Genomic DNA, 19,452 nt, shown 5'->3' with positions numbered 1-19,452 from the left:
TCTCCCAGCCGTCGAGTAGGGGGCGTGCGCGGAAGTCTTCCGGTTGCTCTCCCGGCTCCTCTTCCGGCCCCCGCGGTGCCGGAAGAGGAACCGGGAGAGCAACCGGAAGACTTCCGCGCACGCCCCCTGCTCGACGGCTGGGAGAAGGCCGCCGACTCCTCGGAACGGCTCTGGCTCATCCGGTCCTTCCTGGAGCGCACCCTCCTCGGCGTCCTGGGCGAGACGGGCGACGAACGCCCGCGCGTCGACCCCGACAGCACCTTCGAGGACCTGGGCGTCGACTCCATGTCCCTGCTGGAGCTCCATGACCTCGTCACGGCCGCCACCGCGGTGGAACTCCAGGAGTCCGCGCTCTTCGACCACCCGACGATCAACGACCTCACGGCACACCTGAACACCGAACTGGAGGCACTGCGTGGCTGAGAACACAACGGGGCCCGAGGACATAGCCGTCGTGGGCATGGCCTGCCGCTACCCCGGCGGCATGAACACCCCGGAACAGCTGTGGGCGATGGTCGACGAGGGCCGGGACGCCATCACCGACTTTCCCGACAACCGAGAGTGGCACACCGAGGATCTCTACGACCCGAGTTTCGTGCGGCAGGGCGGGTTCCTCCACGACGCGGACGTCTTCGACGCCGACTTCTTCGGGATCAGGCCCGCCGAGGCGATCTCCATGGACCCGCAGCAGCGGGTGCTCCTGCAGGTCGCCTGGGAGGCGGTCGAGCGGACGGGCATCGTTCCGTCGAGCCTGAAGGGCTCCCGGACCGGCGTCTTCGTCGGGCTGATGCCGAACGAGTACGGAATGCCGCTGTGGAAGTGGCAGGACGCGACAGCCGGTTTCATGGGCACCGGCACCTCACCGAGCGTGGCGTCCGGACGGATCGCCTACCTCCTGGGCCTGGAAGGCCCCGCCCTGACCATCGACACCGCCTGCTCGTCGTCCGGCGTGGCGATCCACACCGCCGTCCGGTCCCTGCGCAGCGGCGAGACGGACCTGGCGCTCACGGGCGGCTGCACCGTGCTCACGGGGCCCGGGATGTTCGTGGACTACGCCAAGAAGGGCGCCCTCTCACCGGACGGGCGCTGCCGTACCTTCTCCGACACCGCCAACGGAACCGTCTGGGCCGAAGGCGCGGGCGTCCTCGTCCTGGAACGCCTCTCGGCGGCCCGGCGCAACGGGCGCCGCATCCTCGGCGTCATCAAGGGGACCGCCGTCAACCAGGACGGTGCGAGCAACGGCCTCACCGCACCGAGCGGCAGGGCCCAGGTCAAGGTGATCCAGCAGGCGCTCGCCGACGCCCGGCTCGCGCCCGGCAGGATCCAGCTGGTGGAGGCGCACGGTACGGCCACCAAGCTCGGCGATCCCATCGAGGCCAACGCCATTCAGGCCACCTACGGAGCGGACCGCGGCGACGAACCCGTGTGGATCGGTTCGTTCAAGTCGAACGTCGGCCACACCATGGCCGCGGCGGGGGTCGGCGGTGTCATCAAATGCCTGAGCGCGATGCGCGCCGGCACCATGCCCAAGACGCTGCACGTCGAGAACCTCAACTCCCATGTGGACTGGTCCTCCTCGGTGAACGTCCTGCGGGAGAGCAGGCCATGGCCCGAAGAGCCGGACGGCCTGCGTCGGTGCGCCGTCTCCTCGTTCGGAGTCAGCGGCACCAACTCCCATGTCATTCTCGAAAGTTGGAAGGAGGAATCGACGGCTCCCGTGACCCCGGCGGACACCTCCGACGACACCACGCAGGCGCTCACCCTCTCCGCCAGGACACCGACCGCGCTGCGCTCGCACGCCGCCAGGATCGCCGGACACCTCATCTCCGGGACCTCGTCCGTGGCGGCGACCGGCCGGGCACTCGCGACCCGGCGCGAGCACTACACCCACCGCGCCGTCGCCGTCGCGGGAGGACGGGAGAACCTGGCCGCCGCGCTCCGGGCGTTCGCCGACGACACCGGCCCCTCGGAAGTCGTGCACGCCGAGGCACGGCGCATCCGGCGCCCGGTCTTCGTGTTCCCCGGGCAGGGGTCCCAGTGGGATGCCATGGCCGTGCAACTCCTCAAGAGCTCCGACGTCTTCCGGCTGAGGGTCGAGGAGGTCGCGGGAGCCTTCAAGCCCTATCTCGATTACGACTTGCTGGCGGTGCTCAGAGGCGAGGACCGGGAGACGGACCGGGAGCGCACGGACGTCGTCCAGCCGCTCATCTTCACCATGATGCTGGGCCTCGCGTCGATGTGGGGGCTCGCCGGTGTCCGGCCCGCCGCGGTGGTCGGGCACTCCCAGGGCGAGGTCGCCGCCGCCTGCCTCGCCGGTGCTCTCAGCCTCGACGGGGCGGCTCGTGTGGTCGCCTGCCGCAGCCGCGTTCTGGAGAACGAGGGACGCGGCGGCATGGTGGCCGTGGCGCTCGGCGCCGAGGAGGCGGTGATCGCCACGCGCGAGGCGGATGCGCGACTCACCGTCGCGGCGATCAACGGGCCCGCCTTCACCATCCTGTCCGGTGACGACGAACCCGGCCTGCGACGTCTGCTGGACCAGTGCGAGGACCAGGGCGTCTACGCCCGCCGGGTCCCGGCCAAGTGCGCCTCGCACTCCCCCGTCGTGGCCGAACTCGAAGGCCCGATCAAGGCCGGACTCGACAGTCTCCAGACCTCCGCGGAGGACGTGGCCTTCTTCTCCACGGTCGAGGGCGACCGAGTGCGGGGCCAGGACCTGACCGCCGCGTACTGGTACCGGAACCTGCGCGAGCCGGTCCGGTTCGCCGAGACCGTCACGGCCATGGTGTCGCACGGCTACGACGCCTTCATCGAGATCAGCCCACATCCCGTGCTCCTCACCTCGCTGAACCAGATCCTGGAGCAGGCCGACAGCGATGCCCCGGTGTGCGCGACCCTCCACCGGGACCAGGGTTCGTACGAGCGGTTCCTGACGGCTGCCGCCGAAGCCCACGTACAGGGGCACGACATCGACTGGGCCGCCCTGCACACCGGTACGTGGTCCAAGGCTCCGGCTCCGGAGGACCTTCCCACCTACCCGTTCGCAGGACGCCGGTTCTGGCTCCCGTCGCAGATGGACACCACGGCGGTCCCCGCGCCGCCCGCCGTTCGGCCGAGCTCGAACAGGGCACGGATATCGGCCGGCGGCCACCCGTTCCTGACCTCCGTGGTCGAGACGGTCGACGGCACCACGGTGCTGAGCGGGCACCTGTCCGTCCGCAGCCACCCGTGGTTGCTGGACCACCGGGTCGAGGACACGCCCCTGCTGCCCGGTACCGCCTTCGCGGAACTGCTGCTGTCGGCGGGGCACGAACTCGACTGTCCCGCCCTCGACGAGATGGTGCTCCGGGACCCGCTGCTCCTGCCGATGGACGGGGCCCGGGTCGATGTACAGGTGACCGCGCGCCCCGCCGACGCACAGGGGCAGCGGGCCGTGGCCGTGTACTCGCGTCCCGCGGCCGGCGCCGAGTGGCGGCATCACGCGGAGGGCCTGGTGTCCCCCGGGACCACGCGGCCGAATCCCGCCGGCCTCCCGACCGGACCCGGTGCCGGACGCCTGGAAACCGGCACGCTGTACTCGCGGCTGCGCGAGAGGGGGTACGGCTACGGCGACGCGTTCCGAGGAGTACGCGAGGGAGAGCACGGCGACGGCTGGAGCCGTTCCCGCGTGGTCCTGCCGGACAGCGCCCGTATCAACCACAGCGGCTTCGCGCTGCACCCGGCGCTGTCCGACGCGGCCCTGCACGCCGCCGTGGCCGGTGGCCTGATCGACACGCCGGCGGCCGGGGACATCGCAGTCCCCTTCGTCTTCAACGGCGTGCGCACCGGTGACCGCGACGACGCCGACCAGTGCTGGGCCGTTGCCCGGCGGGTCGCTCCCGACGCGATCGCCCTCACCCTGACCGACGACGACGGACACGTGCTGCTGAGCGTCGACCGCATGGTGGTCCGCGGCCTGGAGCGACCCGCCCGGCAGCCGGAGCAGGATGAGGCCGGGCTCTATACGACCGACTGGGCGGAGGCCGAGGGCGAACCCGGCGCGAAACGCCGTCTGTGTGTCGTGGGCGCCGACGGGCCGCTCGCCCCGTTGCTGCGCGACACCGCGCACGGCGGGATCACCGTGGCCACGCTCGACGAAGCCGTCATGGTCGTCAGGGCGCTGCCCGGCGACTGGCAGGTCGTCCTGCCCGCCCCGTCGACCGGCTCCGGGACCGCGGCTCACGTCCATGACACGGCGGAGTGGACGCTGAGGGCCGTCCAGCAGTGGATGCTCGCCGAGGACCTCGCCGGGCGGGCCCAGCTCACGTTCGTCACGCGGAACGGGGTGGCCGTGCCCGGCGATGACGCGCATGACCTGGCATCGGCCGCTCTGTGGGGGATGGTGCGCACCGCGCAGACCGAGACCCCGGGGCATATCCGCGTCATCGACGTCGACGACGCCGCGGTCGCCGCATCGGGCCCGACCGAGGCGGCGCTGCAACGGTCCGAGGCCCAGCTGGCCGTGCGCGCCGGCCGCGTACTGCGCCCGTACCTGTGGCCCCACTCCTCCGTCGCCGACACCTTCCCGGACTGCGGCGACGGCACCGTCGTGATCACCGGCGGCACCGGCACGATCGGCCGTGCCCTGGCCCGCCACCTCGTCACCCGGAAGTCCGTACGGTCCGTGGCGCTGCTCAGCCGCAGCGGTCGGCAGGCGCCCGGCATCGCAGCCGTCACCTCCGACCTCGAACGTCTGGGAGCCTCGGTCCGCGTGTTCGAGGCCGACGTCACCGACGCGGAGCGCCTGCGCACGGTCCTGGCCGAACTGCGCACGGAACGTCCCCTGGTCGGCGTCGTCCATGCCGCGGGGCTCCTCGACGACGCCATCGTGCCGAACATGACGCCCGGACAACTGCAACGGGTGCTGGCGAGCAAGGTCGACTCGGCACTCGCCCTGGACGCCGCGACGCGTGAGGACGACCTGCGCTTCTTCACCGTCTTCTCCTCCCTGTACGGCGTGCTCGGCGGCCCCGGGCAGGCCAACTACGCCGCGGCGAACACCTTCCTGGACCACTTCGCGCAATGGCGCCGGGCACAGGGCCGACCGGCGAACTCCATCGCCTGGGGGCTGTGGGACGAGGCGACGGGCATGACGGGACACCTCAACGAGGCGGATCTGCTGCGACTGCGGCGCAACGGAGTCGCGCCGTTCACGGTGCCGGAGGGACTTGCCCTGTTCGATGCCGCACTCAGCAGCGGCACCACCGCCGTGACAGCGGCGCGTCTCGCGGTGTCCGACGCGATGGAGGACGGCCCGTTCCTGTTCTCCCGCCTCGTGGAACTCGAAGCGGCACGGACCGGGAAGGCGCGGACCGGGAAGGCCCGGACGCCCGTACCCGCCGTCGTCCCACCGGCGCCGGTTCCGCAGCCGCAGCCGGAGCCGCGGGAGACGCGGCAGGCGCACGAGAAACAGGAGACGCCCACCGCTTCCGCTCAGCCGCGTGCCGGGGCGGACCGGCCCACCCGTCCGCAGGAGACGGCCACCATCCTCGACCTCCTGAACTCGACGGACGCCTCCCACGACCAACGCGTCGCCGGCCTGCTCGCGGTGGTCAAGGAGAGCGTGGCCGCGCTGCTCGGCACCGAACCCCGGCGCGTGGATGCCCAGCAGTCCTTCTACGAGATGGGCTTCGACTCCCTGACCTCCATGGAACTGCGCGTCCGTCTCGGCCGCAGGCTCGACATCCGGCTGGGCGCCACCGTGGTCTTCGACCACCCGACTCCGGAGGCACTCGTCTCCCATGTCGTGGAGCTTTTCCGGCCCGACGACGGGCAGGAGTCGGACGACTCAGAGGAGTCCGACCCAGGCCGGGTCACCGAGCCGGGCTCCGCGCAGGCCCCGGGGGCGGCGGAGCCCTCCGGGCCCGACTCCGCCCCGTTTCCCCTGACCAAGCTGCAGGAAGCGTATCTCGCGGGGCGCGCGGGCGACTTCGAACTGGGCAACGTATCCACGTACTTGTACGTCGAGGTCGACCTGACCGACTTCGACGTGGCGGCGGCCGGGCGCGCGCTCGACCGGCTCGTACGGCGTCACCCGATGCTGCGGGCCGTCTTCGACCCGAAGGCCGGGAGCCAGCGGGTGCTGGGCACGGTGCCACGTGTATCGATCCCCGTCGAGAACCTGACCCGGCTCACGGAGGACGAGCGCGAGAAGAGGCTCGCCGCCATACACACGGAGCTGAAGGCGAAGGAGTTCGACGTCACGGCCTGGCCCTTGTTCACGGTGCGTGCCACGGTCATCAGCCCGACCGTGACGCGACTGCACTTCGGCATCGACGTCCTCGTCTCGGACGGCAGCAGCACCTCCGTCCTCTTCAGGGAGTGGGCGCAGCTCTACGACGCCCCGGACCGGGAACTCCCCGAGCTCCGGTCCGGGTTCGACGAGTTCGCGATCGGGATGCGAGAGCGGGCCACGACGGCGGAAAGCAGGCAGAGCAGGTCGTACTGGGAAGGCCGGCTCCCGGGCCTGCCCCCCGCTCCGGAACTGCCCCTCGCCGTCCGCCTCGCCGATGTACGGCGCCCCGTGTTCACCAACCGCTTCGTACGCGTCGAGGCCCCGGACTGGGAACGGTTCAGGCGCAATGCTGCGGCAGCCGGCCTGACGGCGTCGGGCGCCGTGCTGGGGGCGTACTGCCATGTGCTCGCTGCATGGTCCAAGACACCGGACTTCACGATCACATGCCTGGTGTCGCAGCGGGACGCGATGGCCGACGTGGACACATCGAATGTCATGGGCAACTTCTCCTCCACCAGTCTGCTCGAAGTGCGTGTCGACCGGGCCGCTCCGTTCCGGGACACGGCCCGGCGGATCCAGCGCCGGTTGATGCAGGACATGGAACACACCGTCCACTCCGGCCTCGACGTGCTCAGGGACCTCGGCCGCATGGACGCGAGCGCGGGGCGGGCGCGTATGCCGGTTGTCTTCAACAGCACGATCGGTGGGGCCGCGGCGGGCGGCCAGGAGACCGGACCGGTGGGTTGGCTGTGCCGCATGGGGAAGACCGGCACGCCGGTGTGGAGCGGGGTCCGCACCCCGCAGGTCATCCTCGATCACACGGCGTTCGAGGAAAACGGAGGTCTGATCCTCAACTGGGACGTGGTGGAGGAAGTGTTCCCGGAGGGCGTCGTGGACCGCATGTTCGCGGCATACGAAAGGCTGATTCGTGAACTCTGTCGCTGACTCCGCCTGGTTCGCGCCCGCCTGGGCGAACGACCCCGAGTTGGGCCCCGGCGGGCTCCGGCCCGCTCCGGAGCACGAGTTCCCCTCGGACCACACTCTCCATTCCCGTTTCATCGAGCGAGCCGCGCGTACTCCCGGAGCCGTCGCCGTGATCGCCCGGGACCGGCGGCTCAGCTATGCCGACGTCGACGCGGAATCGGCTCGGGTGGCGTCCCTCCTGGCAGCACACGGCACCACCACGGGAACGCTGGTCGGCGTGGTGATGGACAAGGGCTGGGAGCAGGTGGTCGGCAGTCTGGGCGTGTTGCGGGCGGGAGGCGCGTACGTTCCCATGGACCCGCACTGGCCGGCCCGGCGCCTTGCCGATGTGATCGCGGCCGCGGGGCTGGACACGATCCTCGCCCAGCCCGCGGTACGCGATGCCGTCGACTGGCCCGACGGCCTCACGGTGCTGGACGTCGAGGCGCCCACCCCGTTAGGGAGGACCGCGGCCCGCACGGCGGCGGACCTCCCGGTGACACCTCGTGACGTCGCGTACGTGATCTACACCTCGGGCTCCACGGGCGTCCCGAAAGGGGTGGTGATCGAGCACGGGGCGGCGGTCAACACGATCCTGGACGTCAACGACGAGCTGTCGCTCACCGCGGACGACCGTGTTCTCGGCCTCTCGGCTCTCAACTTCGACCTGTCGGTCTACGACATCTTCGGCCCTCTCTCCGTCGGTGGCGCGGTCGTGCTGCCCGGTCCGGAGGACGCACGCGAACCCGGCAACTGGCTTTCCCTGATGGCCGAGGAGAGCGTCACGGTGTGGAACGGGGTTCCCGCCCTGATGGCCATGGTGTGCGAGTACCTGACGTCGTCGCAGTACACGGACCCCCGGTCCTCGAACGCCCGGTCCGCACTGCGCGCCGTCCTCATGAGCGGGGACTGGATTCCCGTGGCCCTGCCCGTCGAGATCCGGCGGTTCTTCCCCCGCGCGGAACAGTGGAGCCTGGGAGGCGCGACCGAGGCGTCGATCTGGTCGATCCGGCACCGGATCGTGCCCGAGGACACGGCGTTGCCGTCCATCCCCTACGGCACGTCCATGCGGAACCAGAAGGTCTTCGTGGCCGACACACTCCTACGGGCACGCCCCACCTGGGTCGTGGGGGAAATCTGCATCGCCGGCATCGGCCTGGCCCGTGAATACCTCGGCGACGCGGAGAAGACGGCGAAGAGTTTCACCGTCTCCCCGGACACCGGAGAACGCGTGTATCGGACCGGTGACTGGGGACGTCTCCTGCCCGACGGCGAGATCGAGTTCCTCGGCCGCGACGACATGCAGGTCAAGATCGGCGGTCACCGGATCGAGCTGGGTGATGTGGAAGCCGCGCTGCTGCGATGCCCGGAGGTCGCGGGCGCTGTCGTCACGGCCCCGGGCGACCGCAGACGCAGGCGACTCGTGGCGCACGTCGTGCTGGAGGCGGGCGCCGGACGGACGGGCGCGGACATCAAGAAGGCCGCGGGGGAGCTCCTGCCGCCGTACATGATTCCGGCCCTGGTGACCGTGTGGGACGCACTGCCCCTGACGGCGAACGGGAAGGTCGACCGCGCCTCGCTGGCCCGGCACGAGGAGGAGCCGGACACGGAGGGCGAGAACGCACGCCCTGCCACGGAGGAGGAGCAGACCCTGCTCTCGTTGTGGAAGGGGTTCTTCGAAACGTCCTCGCTCTCCGTCCTGGACAACTTCTTCGAACTGGGCGGAGATTCCCTGCAGGCCGTACGTCTGATGGCGAAGGTGAGAGAGGAGCTGGACGCCTCCCTGCCCGTTTCGGCGCTCTTCTCCGCACCGACGGTCCGGTCGCTGGCGGCCCGCGTGCAGGAATCGCGCGCGGCCGCGTAACCGCACAGGTCTCCGGCCGGTGTCACCGACACCGGCCGGAGACATCCGTCGGGTGGCGGACCGACACCGGGGAGCCGCGCGCGAGGAGTGAGGTCCGCGCTCCTGCTCAGGGGCACACCGCCCGGCGAACCGATCGCGGCGGTACGGATCACCGCCGGTGTCATGCCGTCGGCACCGGCGGTGACGTGCTGTCGGCACCGGCGGTGACGCGGCGCCCGGTCGCAGGGTCCGCCCCTCGCCCACGGCCCTCGCGACCGCTGCCGAGCACCCCGGACATCGTGACCGGAGGTCTCACCCCGTCGCCGGGCGCAGTTCGCGGAGGATGCGGGAGAGGTCGTCCGGGGCGGCCGCGAGGCGGACCGGCTCGCCCGCGTCGTCGAGTTCGGCGATGTGCCAGCTTCCGGGGACGATGTCGCCGTCGCCGCCCCGGACCCGCCGGACGGTCTTGAGGACGAGCCGTTCCACCGGGATCGGCTTCGCCGCGAAGCGGCCGGGGCCGGGGTGGGGTGTCACCGCGGGTGGCCCGTCACCGAGGACGATGTGGGTACCGAACAGATGCGGGTTGTAGTCCGTGGGCTCCAGGAAACGGGCGGCCACGAAAACCTCCTCCGTCCGGGCCTCTCCCTCCTCCCCGACGGACTCCGCGGCCGTTCGGGGCGTACGGACCCGGGTGGCCCGCCAGGCCAGGACGAACATGACCAGCGTGGCCGACGAGCCCACGGCCGCCCAGATGATCGACGTGGGAGAGCCGAACGGGGTCGTGGGGTGGAGGTAGCAGAGCGGCAGCAACCACAGGGCCGTACCGACCAGTGCGCCCGCGAACGGCAGCACCGACGGAAGCACCTCGTCGTCGGGCAGTCGGCGCCCGCGCAGATGCAGCAGCACCCGAGCGCCGGGAAAGCCCGCGAGCAGGGCCAACAGGGCCGCCAGGACGGCCACTTCCCCACCGGAGGGGACATGCTCGCGCCACACGTGGTGCGCTCCGGCGACCTTCCGTGCCCCGCCGTGCCAGAAGGTCACCTCGACCCTGTCGCCCGGCTCGAACCCCTGGGCACCCTCCTGGGAGACCGAGAGCCGTTCCAGCGGGCGGCCGTCGGTGAAGTACAGCCAACTCTTCTTCTTGGGCCGGCCGATCTCGGTCCTCTCGATCACGGCGGGCACGATGGTCAGGCACTCGCGGCGCTCCTCGGCGGTCGTCCCGGCGGTGCACGGGGTGGCCGATTGCCATGCCCGCGTGCGCGAGGCGGCGTCCGGAACGGCCGGGGCGGTCGCGCCCGCACCCACGAGCAGCAGCACGCACAGCCCCAGGGCCCCGACCGGAACACGTCCGGCGGTGCGGTACGAGATGACGGGAACGCGACTCGAACCGGGATTTCCGTACCGGGCGTGCAGCGCGCGGAGCGCGTCCAGTTCCGCGTCGAAGGCCGCGCGGTCGTCGGACGACCAGCTCTGCGGCAGCGGCAGGAGCGTCCTGCGCCCGTCGCGCAGCGCCATGCTCACCCGCCGGACTTCCGGAGACCGGGGGTTGTGCTCGTGCTTCAGGAGTATGCGCAGGTCGGCGATGTCGTCCCACGGCACGCTCCGGCGGCGCAGCAGTGTCCGGACGTGCACGCCGTACGCGTCGGCACGCACCCGCCCGGTCACCATGCCCAATGCCAGGACGCCCACCGGTGCGAGCAGCAGGCCGACGCCCATCCACACGTCCGGGAACCCGCCCCCGTACACGACGCGCACCGCGACCAGGCATGCCCCGGCGGCCCCGAGGTGGACGAAGAACCACAAGGGGCGCTGCCGGAGGGGGCGACAGCTCACTTCCCGTTCCCGGACATCGTTCATGTGCGGAATCCTGGCATCGGCCGGGCCACGCCTTCTTGTGCGATGTCCGGCAACCCTCGGCCCGCCACACTGCCGACCTGACGCAGCCGCCCTTCTCGCCGATGCCGGGAGACCGCCCCCGCTCCAGCGGTCCCGCCATGCGTCGCCCCGCCATCTGGTTCCCGTACGACGGGTACTGAGTCACCATCAGCGGAACAGGCCGTGCGGGACTACCGTGTGAGGAGGCCGGCGGCGACCGGCTGTCGTGGAGAGGGAGGGAAGCGTGGGGAAGAACCTCCTCGTCCTGCTCTGCCTCTTCGGGGGAATCGGCCTCGTGTCCCTCCTGCCGATGCTCCTCATCGCCACGCCCGAGCAGTGGTGCCGTACCTGCAAGCACCAGAGCCGTGACCACGAGGGCGGGACCGGGGCATGCACCGGGGACGACTTCGCCCCGGGCGAGTTCACACCGAGTGGCACCTGCCACTGCGCGGCATACGTGCCGAACAGGGAACTCGGCTGAACCATGCCCCCCTCACCGCGACGCCTCCGGTCCTCCGACCAGGACGGCCCTCCCAGCCTTCGGTGGGGAGGGAGGGCACCGGCCCGGCCGGGGTCATGCCAACCAGCGTTCCGCCCTGGCCTGCTTGTCCGGGTCGCCCGATGCCCGGGCCCCTTGCAGGAGGCGGGCTCTGAGCGGTGCGGGAAGGGCGTCCACGTCCTGCTTCTGCTCGGGCCGGCTCTTCCAGCCGACGAGGTGACGGACCGCCCCCGCGTCGTGGCGGGCATCGGCCCGCGGGTCCTGCAGACCGGCGATGATCTCCACCATGGGCACGTCCCCGAGCAACAGCCCCGGTACCGCCTCGTGCGAGGGGAAGCCCGAGCACAGGCCGCTGCCCGCACCGCACCAGGCCAACAGCAGCAGCGCCCGGTTCATCGGATCCGGGACCGACTGCCGCAGCCGGTCCCGTGCCGCGGCCAGGAGCTGGGGCGACGCGCTCCCGCCGGTTCGGGAGAGCCTGAGCATCGCCTCGGAGAACTCGCTCAGGGCGGGCGGCATCGCCGCGAGCCACGACTTCTCCTCCTCCTTCGCCTGCTGGTACCGGAGCTCGTCCTCCTCGAACTGCCGCAGGGGGCCGGGAACGCCGTGCAGGTCCAGCCAACGCAGGAGCGACCGGCCGTCGACGAGGACCGCGTCGCCGTCCCAGCCGTCCCAACGAAGCGTCACACCGTGGTGGAGGAACGCGGCGGTCAGGAACAGGCCGCGTGCGTCCAGGAACTCGAACTGGATGTCCCCCGAGCACATGCACACACCACCGGGCAGTGAGTCCACCGCCATGGCCGTCCGCAGACCACCGAGCTCGTCGGGACGGGAGAGGTCCACGACGACCCCGCTGCCCGCCGAGTCCTCGTGGAACGCGGTGGCCTCCGTCAGCCGGACCTGGGCGGCGTACCCCAGGACACTGTCCAACGCGGACAACTCACCCATCACTCAACTCCGTTTCGCTCCACTCGGTTTCACCTCGTGCCGACCCATTCCATCGCACCCCGCCGGACTCACCGGAACCGGTCCGGGTGCGGCGGGTCCATGCCGCCCGGTCACGGACGCGCCGGGTCTCTCCGCCTCCGTCCCCGTACGGTCGAACCCGGTGGCGCAGACGGGGCGGGTGCGGGCGTAGTAGGAGCGGGAGGCCAGGAGGAGGCCGAAGCCCAACCCGCCGAACGCCAGCCCTCCGAAGGCCGCCAGCCACAGGGTTCCGGCGGGGGTGGCGCCCAACTCCGCGTCGGGTTCCGGGGCGGGCAGTACCCCGAGGGCCGCGAGCGGGGCGTAGACCACCAGGACGACGCCGTACACCGACAGGCCGACGGCCGTCAGCCAGGCCGGGACCAACGGCAGCAGGCGCGGCACCCGACGCCCGGAAAGGAACGGCACCCAGCGGGGAAACACCTGCCCCCACCGGTACATCAGGCCGGTCAGCAGGAAGACGCCCAGCCCCGCGGCCAGTACGGTGACGTCGATGCCCACCGCGGCGAGCGCCCGTACCGCCTCCGATCCGCCGGAGTCGGACTCCTTCCACTTCTCGGCGGTGACACCGAACGCGTCACCGCCCAGCGTCCAGACGGTCTTGACCGCGGCCCACGGCAGCAGTCCGCACAGCAGCAAGTAGGCCGCCTTCCGGGTACGGGGCGGGGCGGGGGAGGCGTCGGGATGGCGGACCGGTGCGTCACGACCGTCGTCGTGTCCGTGCCCGCTCCCGTCCCCGCTTCCGTTCCCGCTTTTGCTTCCGCAGCGGGGGCATCTGCCGGTCAGCCGTCGGCGGTGTGACAGCCCGACCAGGACGAGACAGGAGACGAGGGCCGTGCTCAGCAGCACATGGACCAGCCCGGTGACGCTCTCCGGTCCCGAACCGGACGCCAGGGTGACGAAATAGGCGGGCAGGGCGGCCATGCCCATCGCGAACACCGGGACGGTGAGGGCCAGTCCGGCCGTCACCACCCGCCGGCCCCACCGCCCCGGCGGTTTCCCGGCGACCCGGCAGACGGCACCGGCGACGAGGGCCAGAGCGGCCAGGACGAGCTGGGCGGTCGGCGAGTACGGGGTGTGCCGGGCGAAGGGCACGGTGCTTCCCGTCACCGCCCACGTGGTCTCGACGGCGGCGTACACCACACTGCTCGCGACGGCGGCCGCAGGAACCCACTCGGGCCATCGCCGGCGCCGCACCCCGCCGTGCCCGTGTCCTGCCGAAGCATCGGACGATGCCCCGCCCTGCGCGTTGCCCGTCGCGGAGACGACCACGATGACCTCCGGGTTCCTCGATTCCTGGTCACCATGCTGGCCGGGTGCGCCTTCACCCACATCACTCCTGAGAGCGGTGCTCCTCACCCGCGTGGGGGAGGTGGGGAGGTGGGGAGAACAGGGAAGGTGGAAGAGCCCCGTGGCCGGTCGGGGTGTGCGACTGCTTCACCCCTCGGCGGGGGCGAGGCCGTGCCAGCCGTTCTCCAGCAGTTCGAAGGCGCGGACGACGGCCTGGCGGGGGTCGTCGTGGCCGAGGGCGGCACGGGGTGCTTCGAGGGCGAAGTGGGCCAGGGCGGTGCAGGCGGGATCGTCGGCCGGCAGACCGCTCTCCTCGGTGATCACCCGGGCCAGGGCGGAGGTGTGGCGCAGCCACATGGCCTGGAGGTAGTCGCGCAGGGGCGGAGTGTCGTTCACCAGACGGGAGAAGGAGGCGAAACGGGCGTCGCCGTCCACGGACGCCATGCGATGGCGCAGCGCGTGCTCGCGCAGGGCCGCGGGAAGGGACTGGTCCCGGGGACGCTCGCGCACGGCCGCGAGCAGCCGTGCTTCCTGGTCGGCGTCCTCGTCGAAGACGAGAGCTTCCTTGACGGGGAAGTGCTTGAACAGCGTCGTGGTCGACACGTCGGCGGCGTCCGCGATCTCGCGGATGCCCACGTCGTCGTACCCGCGCTCCAGGAACAGCTGCAGGGCCGCGTCGGCGATGGCCCGGCGGGTGGCGGCCTTCTTGCGCTCGCGGCGGCCCATGGGGGCTGACGTCATCGGGACGTCGGCGGCAGTACTGGTGTCGGCGCCGGTGCTGACACCGGCACCGGTTTCGGTATCGGCCATGCCGGGACCTTACCTCTTCAGTTGCCCAGCTTCAAAAGTTGACTCGTTGCACTTAGTGAGTCGTTGTGCTTTTCTGGGACGGCGGTCGTGAGGGTCCGTCAGGCCCCGGCCCTCCTTTCCTGCTCTCCGCCCTCCTTCCACCTGCCCTTCGGCACCGTCCCGGGGCCCGGGACTCGCCAACCACACTCCACGGCACCGCCGTGCGCGCGAACGGAGCACCACCATGAACACCGCCCCTTCCCCCCGGATCGTCATCGTCGGTGCCGGACCAGGTGGACTCACCTGTGCCCGCGTCCTCCAGCGGCACGGCATCGCCGTCACCGTCTGCGACCTGGACACCTCTTCCGAGGCGCGTGGCCAGGGCGGCACCCTTGACATGCACCCCGAATCCGGCCAGTACGCCCTGCGCGCGGCCGGACTGCTGAACGACTTCCTCGCGCTGTCCCGCCCCGAGGGCCGGCAGATGCGCGTGGTCGGCCGGGACGGCCGGATCGTGTTCGACGGCATACCGCCCGAGACCGACAGCGCCGAGGGCGCCCCCGAGATCGACCGCGGCCGACTGCGCGGGCTCCTGCTGGACTCCCTCGAACCCGGCACCGTCCGCTGGGCCCACAGACTCACCCGGGTCGAGCCCCTCGGAGACGGCGTCCACCGCCTGCACTTCGCCGACGGCACCACCACTGACGCGGATCTCGTCGTCGGCGCCGACGGGGCCTGGTCCAGGGTCCGCCCTCTGCTGACGGACGTGACACCCGGCTACACCGGTGTCACGTTCGTCGAGGCAGGCTTCGACGACGCCGACACCCGTCATCCCCGACTCGCCGCGCTCACCGCCGCCGGCACCATGATGGCTCTGCACGACCACCGGGGCTTCGTCGCCCAGCGCAATGGCGACGGGCACATCCGCGTCCACATCGGCATGCGCGTCGACGAGGACTGGCACCGGCGGGCCGGGCTCGACCTCACCGACACCGCCGCCGTGCGCGACGCCCTCCTGAAGAAGTTCACCGGCTGGGGCGACGACCTGCTCGGCTTCATCACCGACACGGACACGGGCTACGTCAACCGGCCCCTGTACGCCCTGCCCGTCCCGCACACCTGGCCCCACACCCCCGGCCTCACCCTCCTCGGCGACGCCGCCCACCTCATGTCCCCGTTCTCCGGGATGGGTGCCAACCTCGCCATGCTCGACGGCGCCGACCTCGCCCGGGCCCTCATCGACCACGCCACCACCGCCGACGCGGCCATCGACAACACCATCGTCGACCGGGCCGTCACCGCCTACGAGCAGATCCTCCTGCCGCGCTCCGTCGAGGCCGCCGAAGGAGCGGCCGAGGCCATCGACGAGGCATTCGGCCCCGACGGTGCCGCTCAGGTACTCGCCCACATGACCGGCCGGCACTGACCCCGGCGCCCGTGGCGACGCACACGCGTGCGGGCGAGCTCTCTGGGCCGGCACACATGAGTGCGCCGGGACGGAGAAGCTATCCATATGTGGGACCGGCCGAGTTGAGGGCCGCGGTCCGGCCCGGGAGCGGCGGTCGCCGGATCGGTTCGGCGGCCGACTTCGACAGCTGGGCCGGTGGGCTGTCCGTGTCGGAACCGGCCGAGCCGTTCACCTTCGTGGTCGCCACGGACGGTGTGCTCCGGTTGGCGCCGCGACGGAGCGAGCACGTGGCCTGCGCCGGTGGGGAGCCGGTCCTGGGCGCCGGTGAGATCGGCTTCGTCCACGATGCGGGCCGGTGGGCCGTCGACGGGGTCAGCAATCATTCGACCGGGTACTGCCCGGATGTCACCTCGTGGCCGGCGGTCGCCCGGGCCCTGGACCGTACGGGCCTCGGGCGTCCGTCAGGCTTCACCCACGAGGTGGTGTTCCGGCGCTGCCCCGGCTGCCGGGAGCACGACATCGTGCGCGAGGACGACTTCGTCTGCGTCTTCTGCGGCGACGACCTGCCCCGGGAGTGGAACATGGGCCCCACCGGTCCGTCGCACTGACACGACGGACCGTCATCCGCCCTTGCTCGCCCGGGGCCCTCGCCGGGGTGGTGACGTACGTCTGTCACCGGGGCCGCGTCGGTCGGCGAGCGCCGTGCCCGGGGGCCCGAACCTCAGCGGTCCAGGAGCGCGAGCTCGGCGAGCGCACCGCGTACCCGCTCCCCGAAACCGACTTGTCCCACCTCGTGGTGCGCGGCCGGGAAGGAGCGTACCGGGGGCTTCTCCTCCCACTCGAACACGGAGCGGGCGGCGCGGCGGACGTAGACCATGGCGCCGACCACGTTCTGGTGGAAGACGACCTCCAGCTCCCCGAACCGGCCCGGATTCGCGGGGTTGTTGACGAAGAAGATCTGGTACAGGCCCTGGTGCGCCTCCACGTCGGGGATGTACGAGTCGATCAACTGCGATCCGTCGACCCGGTAACCCTCCTCGGCGAACGTTTCCAGGACCGCCTCGTACAGCGGCGGTGCCACGATGTGCAGGAAGTCCAGGTCCCTGACCGGTGATTCGCTCTCCCAGCGCAGCCGGGTGGTCAGGGACACATCGACACCGAGGGCCTGGCCGCCGAGCTCGGTGACCGGACACTCCCAGGGCAGCCGCCCGTTGAACGGAACCCTCTGTTCCGTGCCGGGCTCCACATCGAACGAGTAGCGGCCGACATCCAGGCCGACCACGTTCTCCTCCCTGAGCGTGCCGTTGTAGTAGTAGCTCTTGGCCTCGACGTCGAGGTTGAGGTGATCGACCTTGAAGCCCTGGCCGCCGCCCTTGAGGACGACTTCGCCCTCGATGATGTGGCCGGGCAGCGGAGCGATCGTGGTGATGTGCGTGTCGATCTCCGGCGGTTCCTGGTCGGCACTGTTGTTCTCCAGCCCGAACAGTCTGCGAAAGCCCATGTGTGTTCCCTCCCCTATGGCTACGGCGCAGCATAACCACTGGTCAACAGCGGATCCCGGGCGCGTCGTCCGCTACGGGGCGGTGTCGGACCACAGCTCGGTGCCGTGGGCGGCGACGAGGGCGGCGATACGGGCGAGCACCTCGTCGACCGGTCGCGGACCGATCCGGCGGCCGTCGCGCAGCCGCAGGGCGGCATGGTCGTCCACGGCCTCCCTGGCGCCGATGACGGCCTGGTAGGGAACCAGGCGGGCCTCCCGGATCCGGGCACCCAGGCTGCCGCGGTCCGGCGCCACGACCTCGGCACGCAGCCCCAGGTCGACGCAACGCCGCACGAACGCCTCGGCGTTCGGCAGTTCGGCTTCGGAGACCGGGAGGGCCACCAGTTGGGTGGGGGCGAGCCAGGCGGGGAAGGCGCCGCCGTGCCGTTCGACGACGTGGGCGACAGCCCGCTCCACGCTGCCGATGATGCTGCGGTGGACCATGACCGGGCGGTGCCGGGCACCGTCCGCGCCGATGTAGTGCAGGTCGAACCGCTCGGGCTGGTGGAAGTCGATCTGGATGGTGGACAGGGTGGATTCCCGGCCGGCCCCGTCGGCGACCTGGACGTCGATCTTGGGCCCGTAGAACGCTGCTTCCCCCTCGGCCGCCTCGTGGGGCAGACCGGAGCGGTCGAGGACGTCGACCAGCAGGTCGGTGGCGCGCCGCCACTGCTCGGGCGCGGCGACGTACTTGCCACCGGGGCCGGGCAGGGAGAGCCGGTGGCGGGCCGGGGCGATGCCGAGTGCCTCGTACGCCCGGCGGATCATCTCCAGCGCGGCCCGCGCCTCCTCGGCGACCTGGTCCAGGGTGCAGAAGATGTGCGCGTCGTTGAGCCGGATGGCCCGGACCCGGGTCAACCCACCGAGCACACCGGACAGTTCGGAGCGGTACATGCCGCCGAGCTCGGCCATGCGCAGGGGCAGCTCGCGGTAGCTGTGGGAGCGGGAGCGGTAGATCACCGCGTGATGGGGGCACAGGCTCGGCCGCAGCACGACCTGCTCGCCGCCGAGGTCCATCGGGGGGAACATGTCGTCGCTGTAGTGCGCCCAGTGCCCGGAGATCTCGTACAGCTCCCGCTTGCCGAGCACCGGCGAGCAGACGTGCCGGTATCCGGCCCGCCGTTCGGCGGCGCGGATGTACTCCTCCAGGGCGTGCCGGACGGTCGCGCCGTCGGGCAGCCAGTACGGCAGGCCCGCGCCGATCAGCGGGTCGGTGTCGAACAGGCCCAGTTCACGGCCGAGTTTGCGGTGGTCGTGCATGGCGGTCTCCTCGCGGACATCGGGCGGGTGACCGCAGGACGAAGCCCCGGGGCACTCGCCCCGGGGCTTCGGACTGAGACATGGGTCAGCGCGCCGGGACACTCTCCGGCGTCGTCGTCATGGCGGCACGCTTCATGCCGGGGACGTTAGCAGGGCGGGCCGGCGTCCGCCCGGGCTTTTCCCGTCGGGCGGGTTCGCGAGGGTCCGATCCGCCGTTGCGGACCCGTCCGCCCGGCCCGCTGTCGCGGACCCGTCCGGCTCACCTGTTGAGGAAGTCCGCACACCGGTAGGGGCCCAGCGCGGCGCCCTCGGACGGCCGCAGGGTCACCTCCACGTCATCGGCCCCGACCTTCGGTTCGAGCACGGACTGGGCGCGCGCCAGCGTGCACACCACCTGTCCCGTGCCCTGGTCGCGCCCCGAGTCGCCGTAGAGACCGTCGATGCTGACCGTGACACGGGGGCCCGAGCCGACCGCCGAGTAGCCGCCGAGGTGGACGAGGGAGATGAGCCCCTCGGGCGGCTCCTGCCCGAGCATCTTCAGCACCCCGCCGAGGTCGTCGATCTCCTTGTCGATCAGGGGCACCGCGCGCAGGCCGTCGGCGGACGCGTAGTACAACCGCATGCCGCGCGTCAGCCCGGACGCGGGTTCGCCCGCGCCTATCACCCCGGTCGGCTGGACCCCGCACCCCACCAGGACGATCCCCAGCACAACAGCCGCTCCCACCGGTCG

13 protein-coding genes are annotated in these 19,452 nt (G+C 71.5%); 6 read left to right on the top strand and 7 right to left on the bottom strand.

Annotation, left to right across the window (positions count from 1 at the left end; all coding sequences use genetic code 11):
• Positions 1 to 75: 75 nt before the first annotated feature.
• The 3 genes from EAO76_RS01190 to EAO76_RS01180 are packed head-to-tail and all read left to right on the top strand — an operon-like array spanning position 76 to position 9,098.
• The gene (locus EAO76_RS01190; protein WP_148832389.1) at positions 76 to 423 is read left to right on the top strand and encodes an acyl carrier protein; all 348 of its coding nucleotides are present in this window, start codon (positions 76 to 78) and stop codon (positions 421 to 423) included.
• Positions 416 to 7,216, top strand: coding sequence for a type I polyketide synthase (locus EAO76_RS01185; RefSeq protein WP_148832387.1), 6,801 nt, complete (start codon positions 416 to 418; stop codon positions 7,214 to 7,216). The genes EAO76_RS01190 and EAO76_RS01185 overlap by 8 nt, the downstream gene beginning before the upstream one ends.
• Entirely contained in the window at positions 7,200 to 9,098 is a 1,899-nt protein-coding gene (locus EAO76_RS01180) for a non-ribosomal peptide synthetase (RefSeq protein WP_148832385.1), read from the top strand. Before EAO76_RS01185 ends, EAO76_RS01180 begins: the two co-directional genes overlap by 17 nt.
• Before the next feature lie 291 nt (positions 9,099 to 9,389).
• Here EAO76_RS01180 and EAO76_RS01175 read toward each other — a convergent pair whose 3' ends face one another.
• Positions 9,390 to 10,934 carry a PH domain-containing protein gene (locus EAO76_RS01175; protein WP_148832382.1) on the bottom strand — a complete coding sequence of 515 codons (1,545 nt, stop codon included), beginning with the start codon at positions 10,932 to 10,934 and terminating at the stop codon, positions 9,390 to 9,392.
• Positions 10,935 to 11,196: 262 nt separating this feature from the next.
• Here EAO76_RS01175 and EAO76_RS01170 point away from each other — a divergent pair, with 262 nt between their 5' ends.
• Entirely contained in the window at positions 11,197 to 11,433 is a 237-nt protein-coding gene (locus EAO76_RS01170) for a hypothetical protein (RefSeq protein ID WP_148832380.1), read from the top strand.
• A gap of 93 nt (positions 11,434 to 11,526) precedes the next feature.
• On the opposite strand, the gene EAO76_RS44290 is transcribed toward EAO76_RS01170, so the two are convergent.
• From EAO76_RS44290 to EAO76_RS01160, 3 genes are all read right to left on the bottom strand, one after another.
• On the bottom strand, positions 11,527 to 12,399 hold the full coding sequence (locus EAO76_RS44290; protein ID WP_187438416.1) for a hypothetical protein: 873 nt from the start codon (positions 12,397 to 12,399) through the stop codon (positions 11,527 to 11,529).
• Between the two features lie 3 nt (positions 12,400 to 12,402).
• On the bottom strand, positions 12,403 to 13,767 hold the full coding sequence (locus EAO76_RS01165) for a hypothetical protein (RefSeq protein ID WP_187438415.1): 1,365 nt from the start codon (positions 13,765 to 13,767) through the stop codon (positions 12,403 to 12,405).
• A gap of 105 nt (positions 13,768 to 13,872) precedes the next feature.
• Positions 13,873 to 14,466, bottom strand: coding sequence for a TetR/AcrR family transcriptional regulator (locus EAO76_RS01160; RefSeq protein ID WP_148832424.1), 594 nt, complete (start codon positions 14,464 to 14,466; stop codon positions 13,873 to 13,875).
• A gap of 292 nt (positions 14,467 to 14,758) precedes the next feature.
• On the opposite strand from EAO76_RS01160, the gene EAO76_RS01155 reads away from it, so the two are divergent.
• A complete protein-coding gene (locus EAO76_RS01155; protein WP_148832378.1) occupies positions 14,759 to 15,940 on the top strand; it encodes an NAD(P)/FAD-dependent oxidoreductase in 1,182 nt (393 codons plus the stop codon).
• 56 nt (positions 15,941 to 15,996) lie between these two features.
• Positions 15,997 to 16,530: a hypothetical protein gene (locus EAO76_RS01150; protein WP_148832375.1), complete on the top strand. Its 534-nt coding sequence runs from the start codon at positions 15,997 to 15,999 to the stop codon at positions 16,528 to 16,530.
• Between the two features lie 113 nt (positions 16,531 to 16,643).
• Here EAO76_RS01150 and EAO76_RS01145 read toward each other — a convergent pair whose 3' ends face one another.
• The 3 genes from EAO76_RS01145 to EAO76_RS01135 all read right to left on the bottom strand — a co-directional run bounded on the left by EAO76_RS01145 (position 16,644) and on the right by EAO76_RS01135 (position 19,446).
• Positions 16,644 to 17,423, bottom strand: coding sequence for a sporulation protein (locus EAO76_RS01145; RefSeq protein ID WP_148832373.1), 780 nt, complete (start codon positions 17,421 to 17,423; stop codon positions 16,644 to 16,646).
• Between the two features lie 72 nt (positions 17,424 to 17,495).
• Positions 17,496 to 18,824, bottom strand: a complete 1,329-nt coding sequence (gene thrS / locus EAO76_RS01140) for a threonine--tRNA ligase (RefSeq protein ID WP_262375209.1) — start codon at positions 18,822 to 18,824, stop codon at positions 17,496 to 17,498.
• Positions 18,825 to 18,981: 157 nt separating this feature from the next.
• On the bottom strand, positions 18,982 to 19,446 hold the full coding sequence (locus EAO76_RS01135; protein WP_262375208.1) for a hypothetical protein: 465 nt from the start codon (positions 19,444 to 19,446) through the stop codon (positions 18,982 to 18,984).
• Positions 19,447 to 19,452: the final 6 nt, after the last annotated feature.

The organism is Streptomyces sp. sk2.1 (assembly GCF_008120935.1).
Taxonomy (GTDB): domain Bacteria; phylum Actinomycetota; class Actinomycetes; order Streptomycetales; family Streptomycetaceae; genus Streptomyces.
The sequence above is the reverse complement of the archived record's forward strand: the minus strand, read 5'-3'. Positions and strand labels throughout refer to the sequence as shown.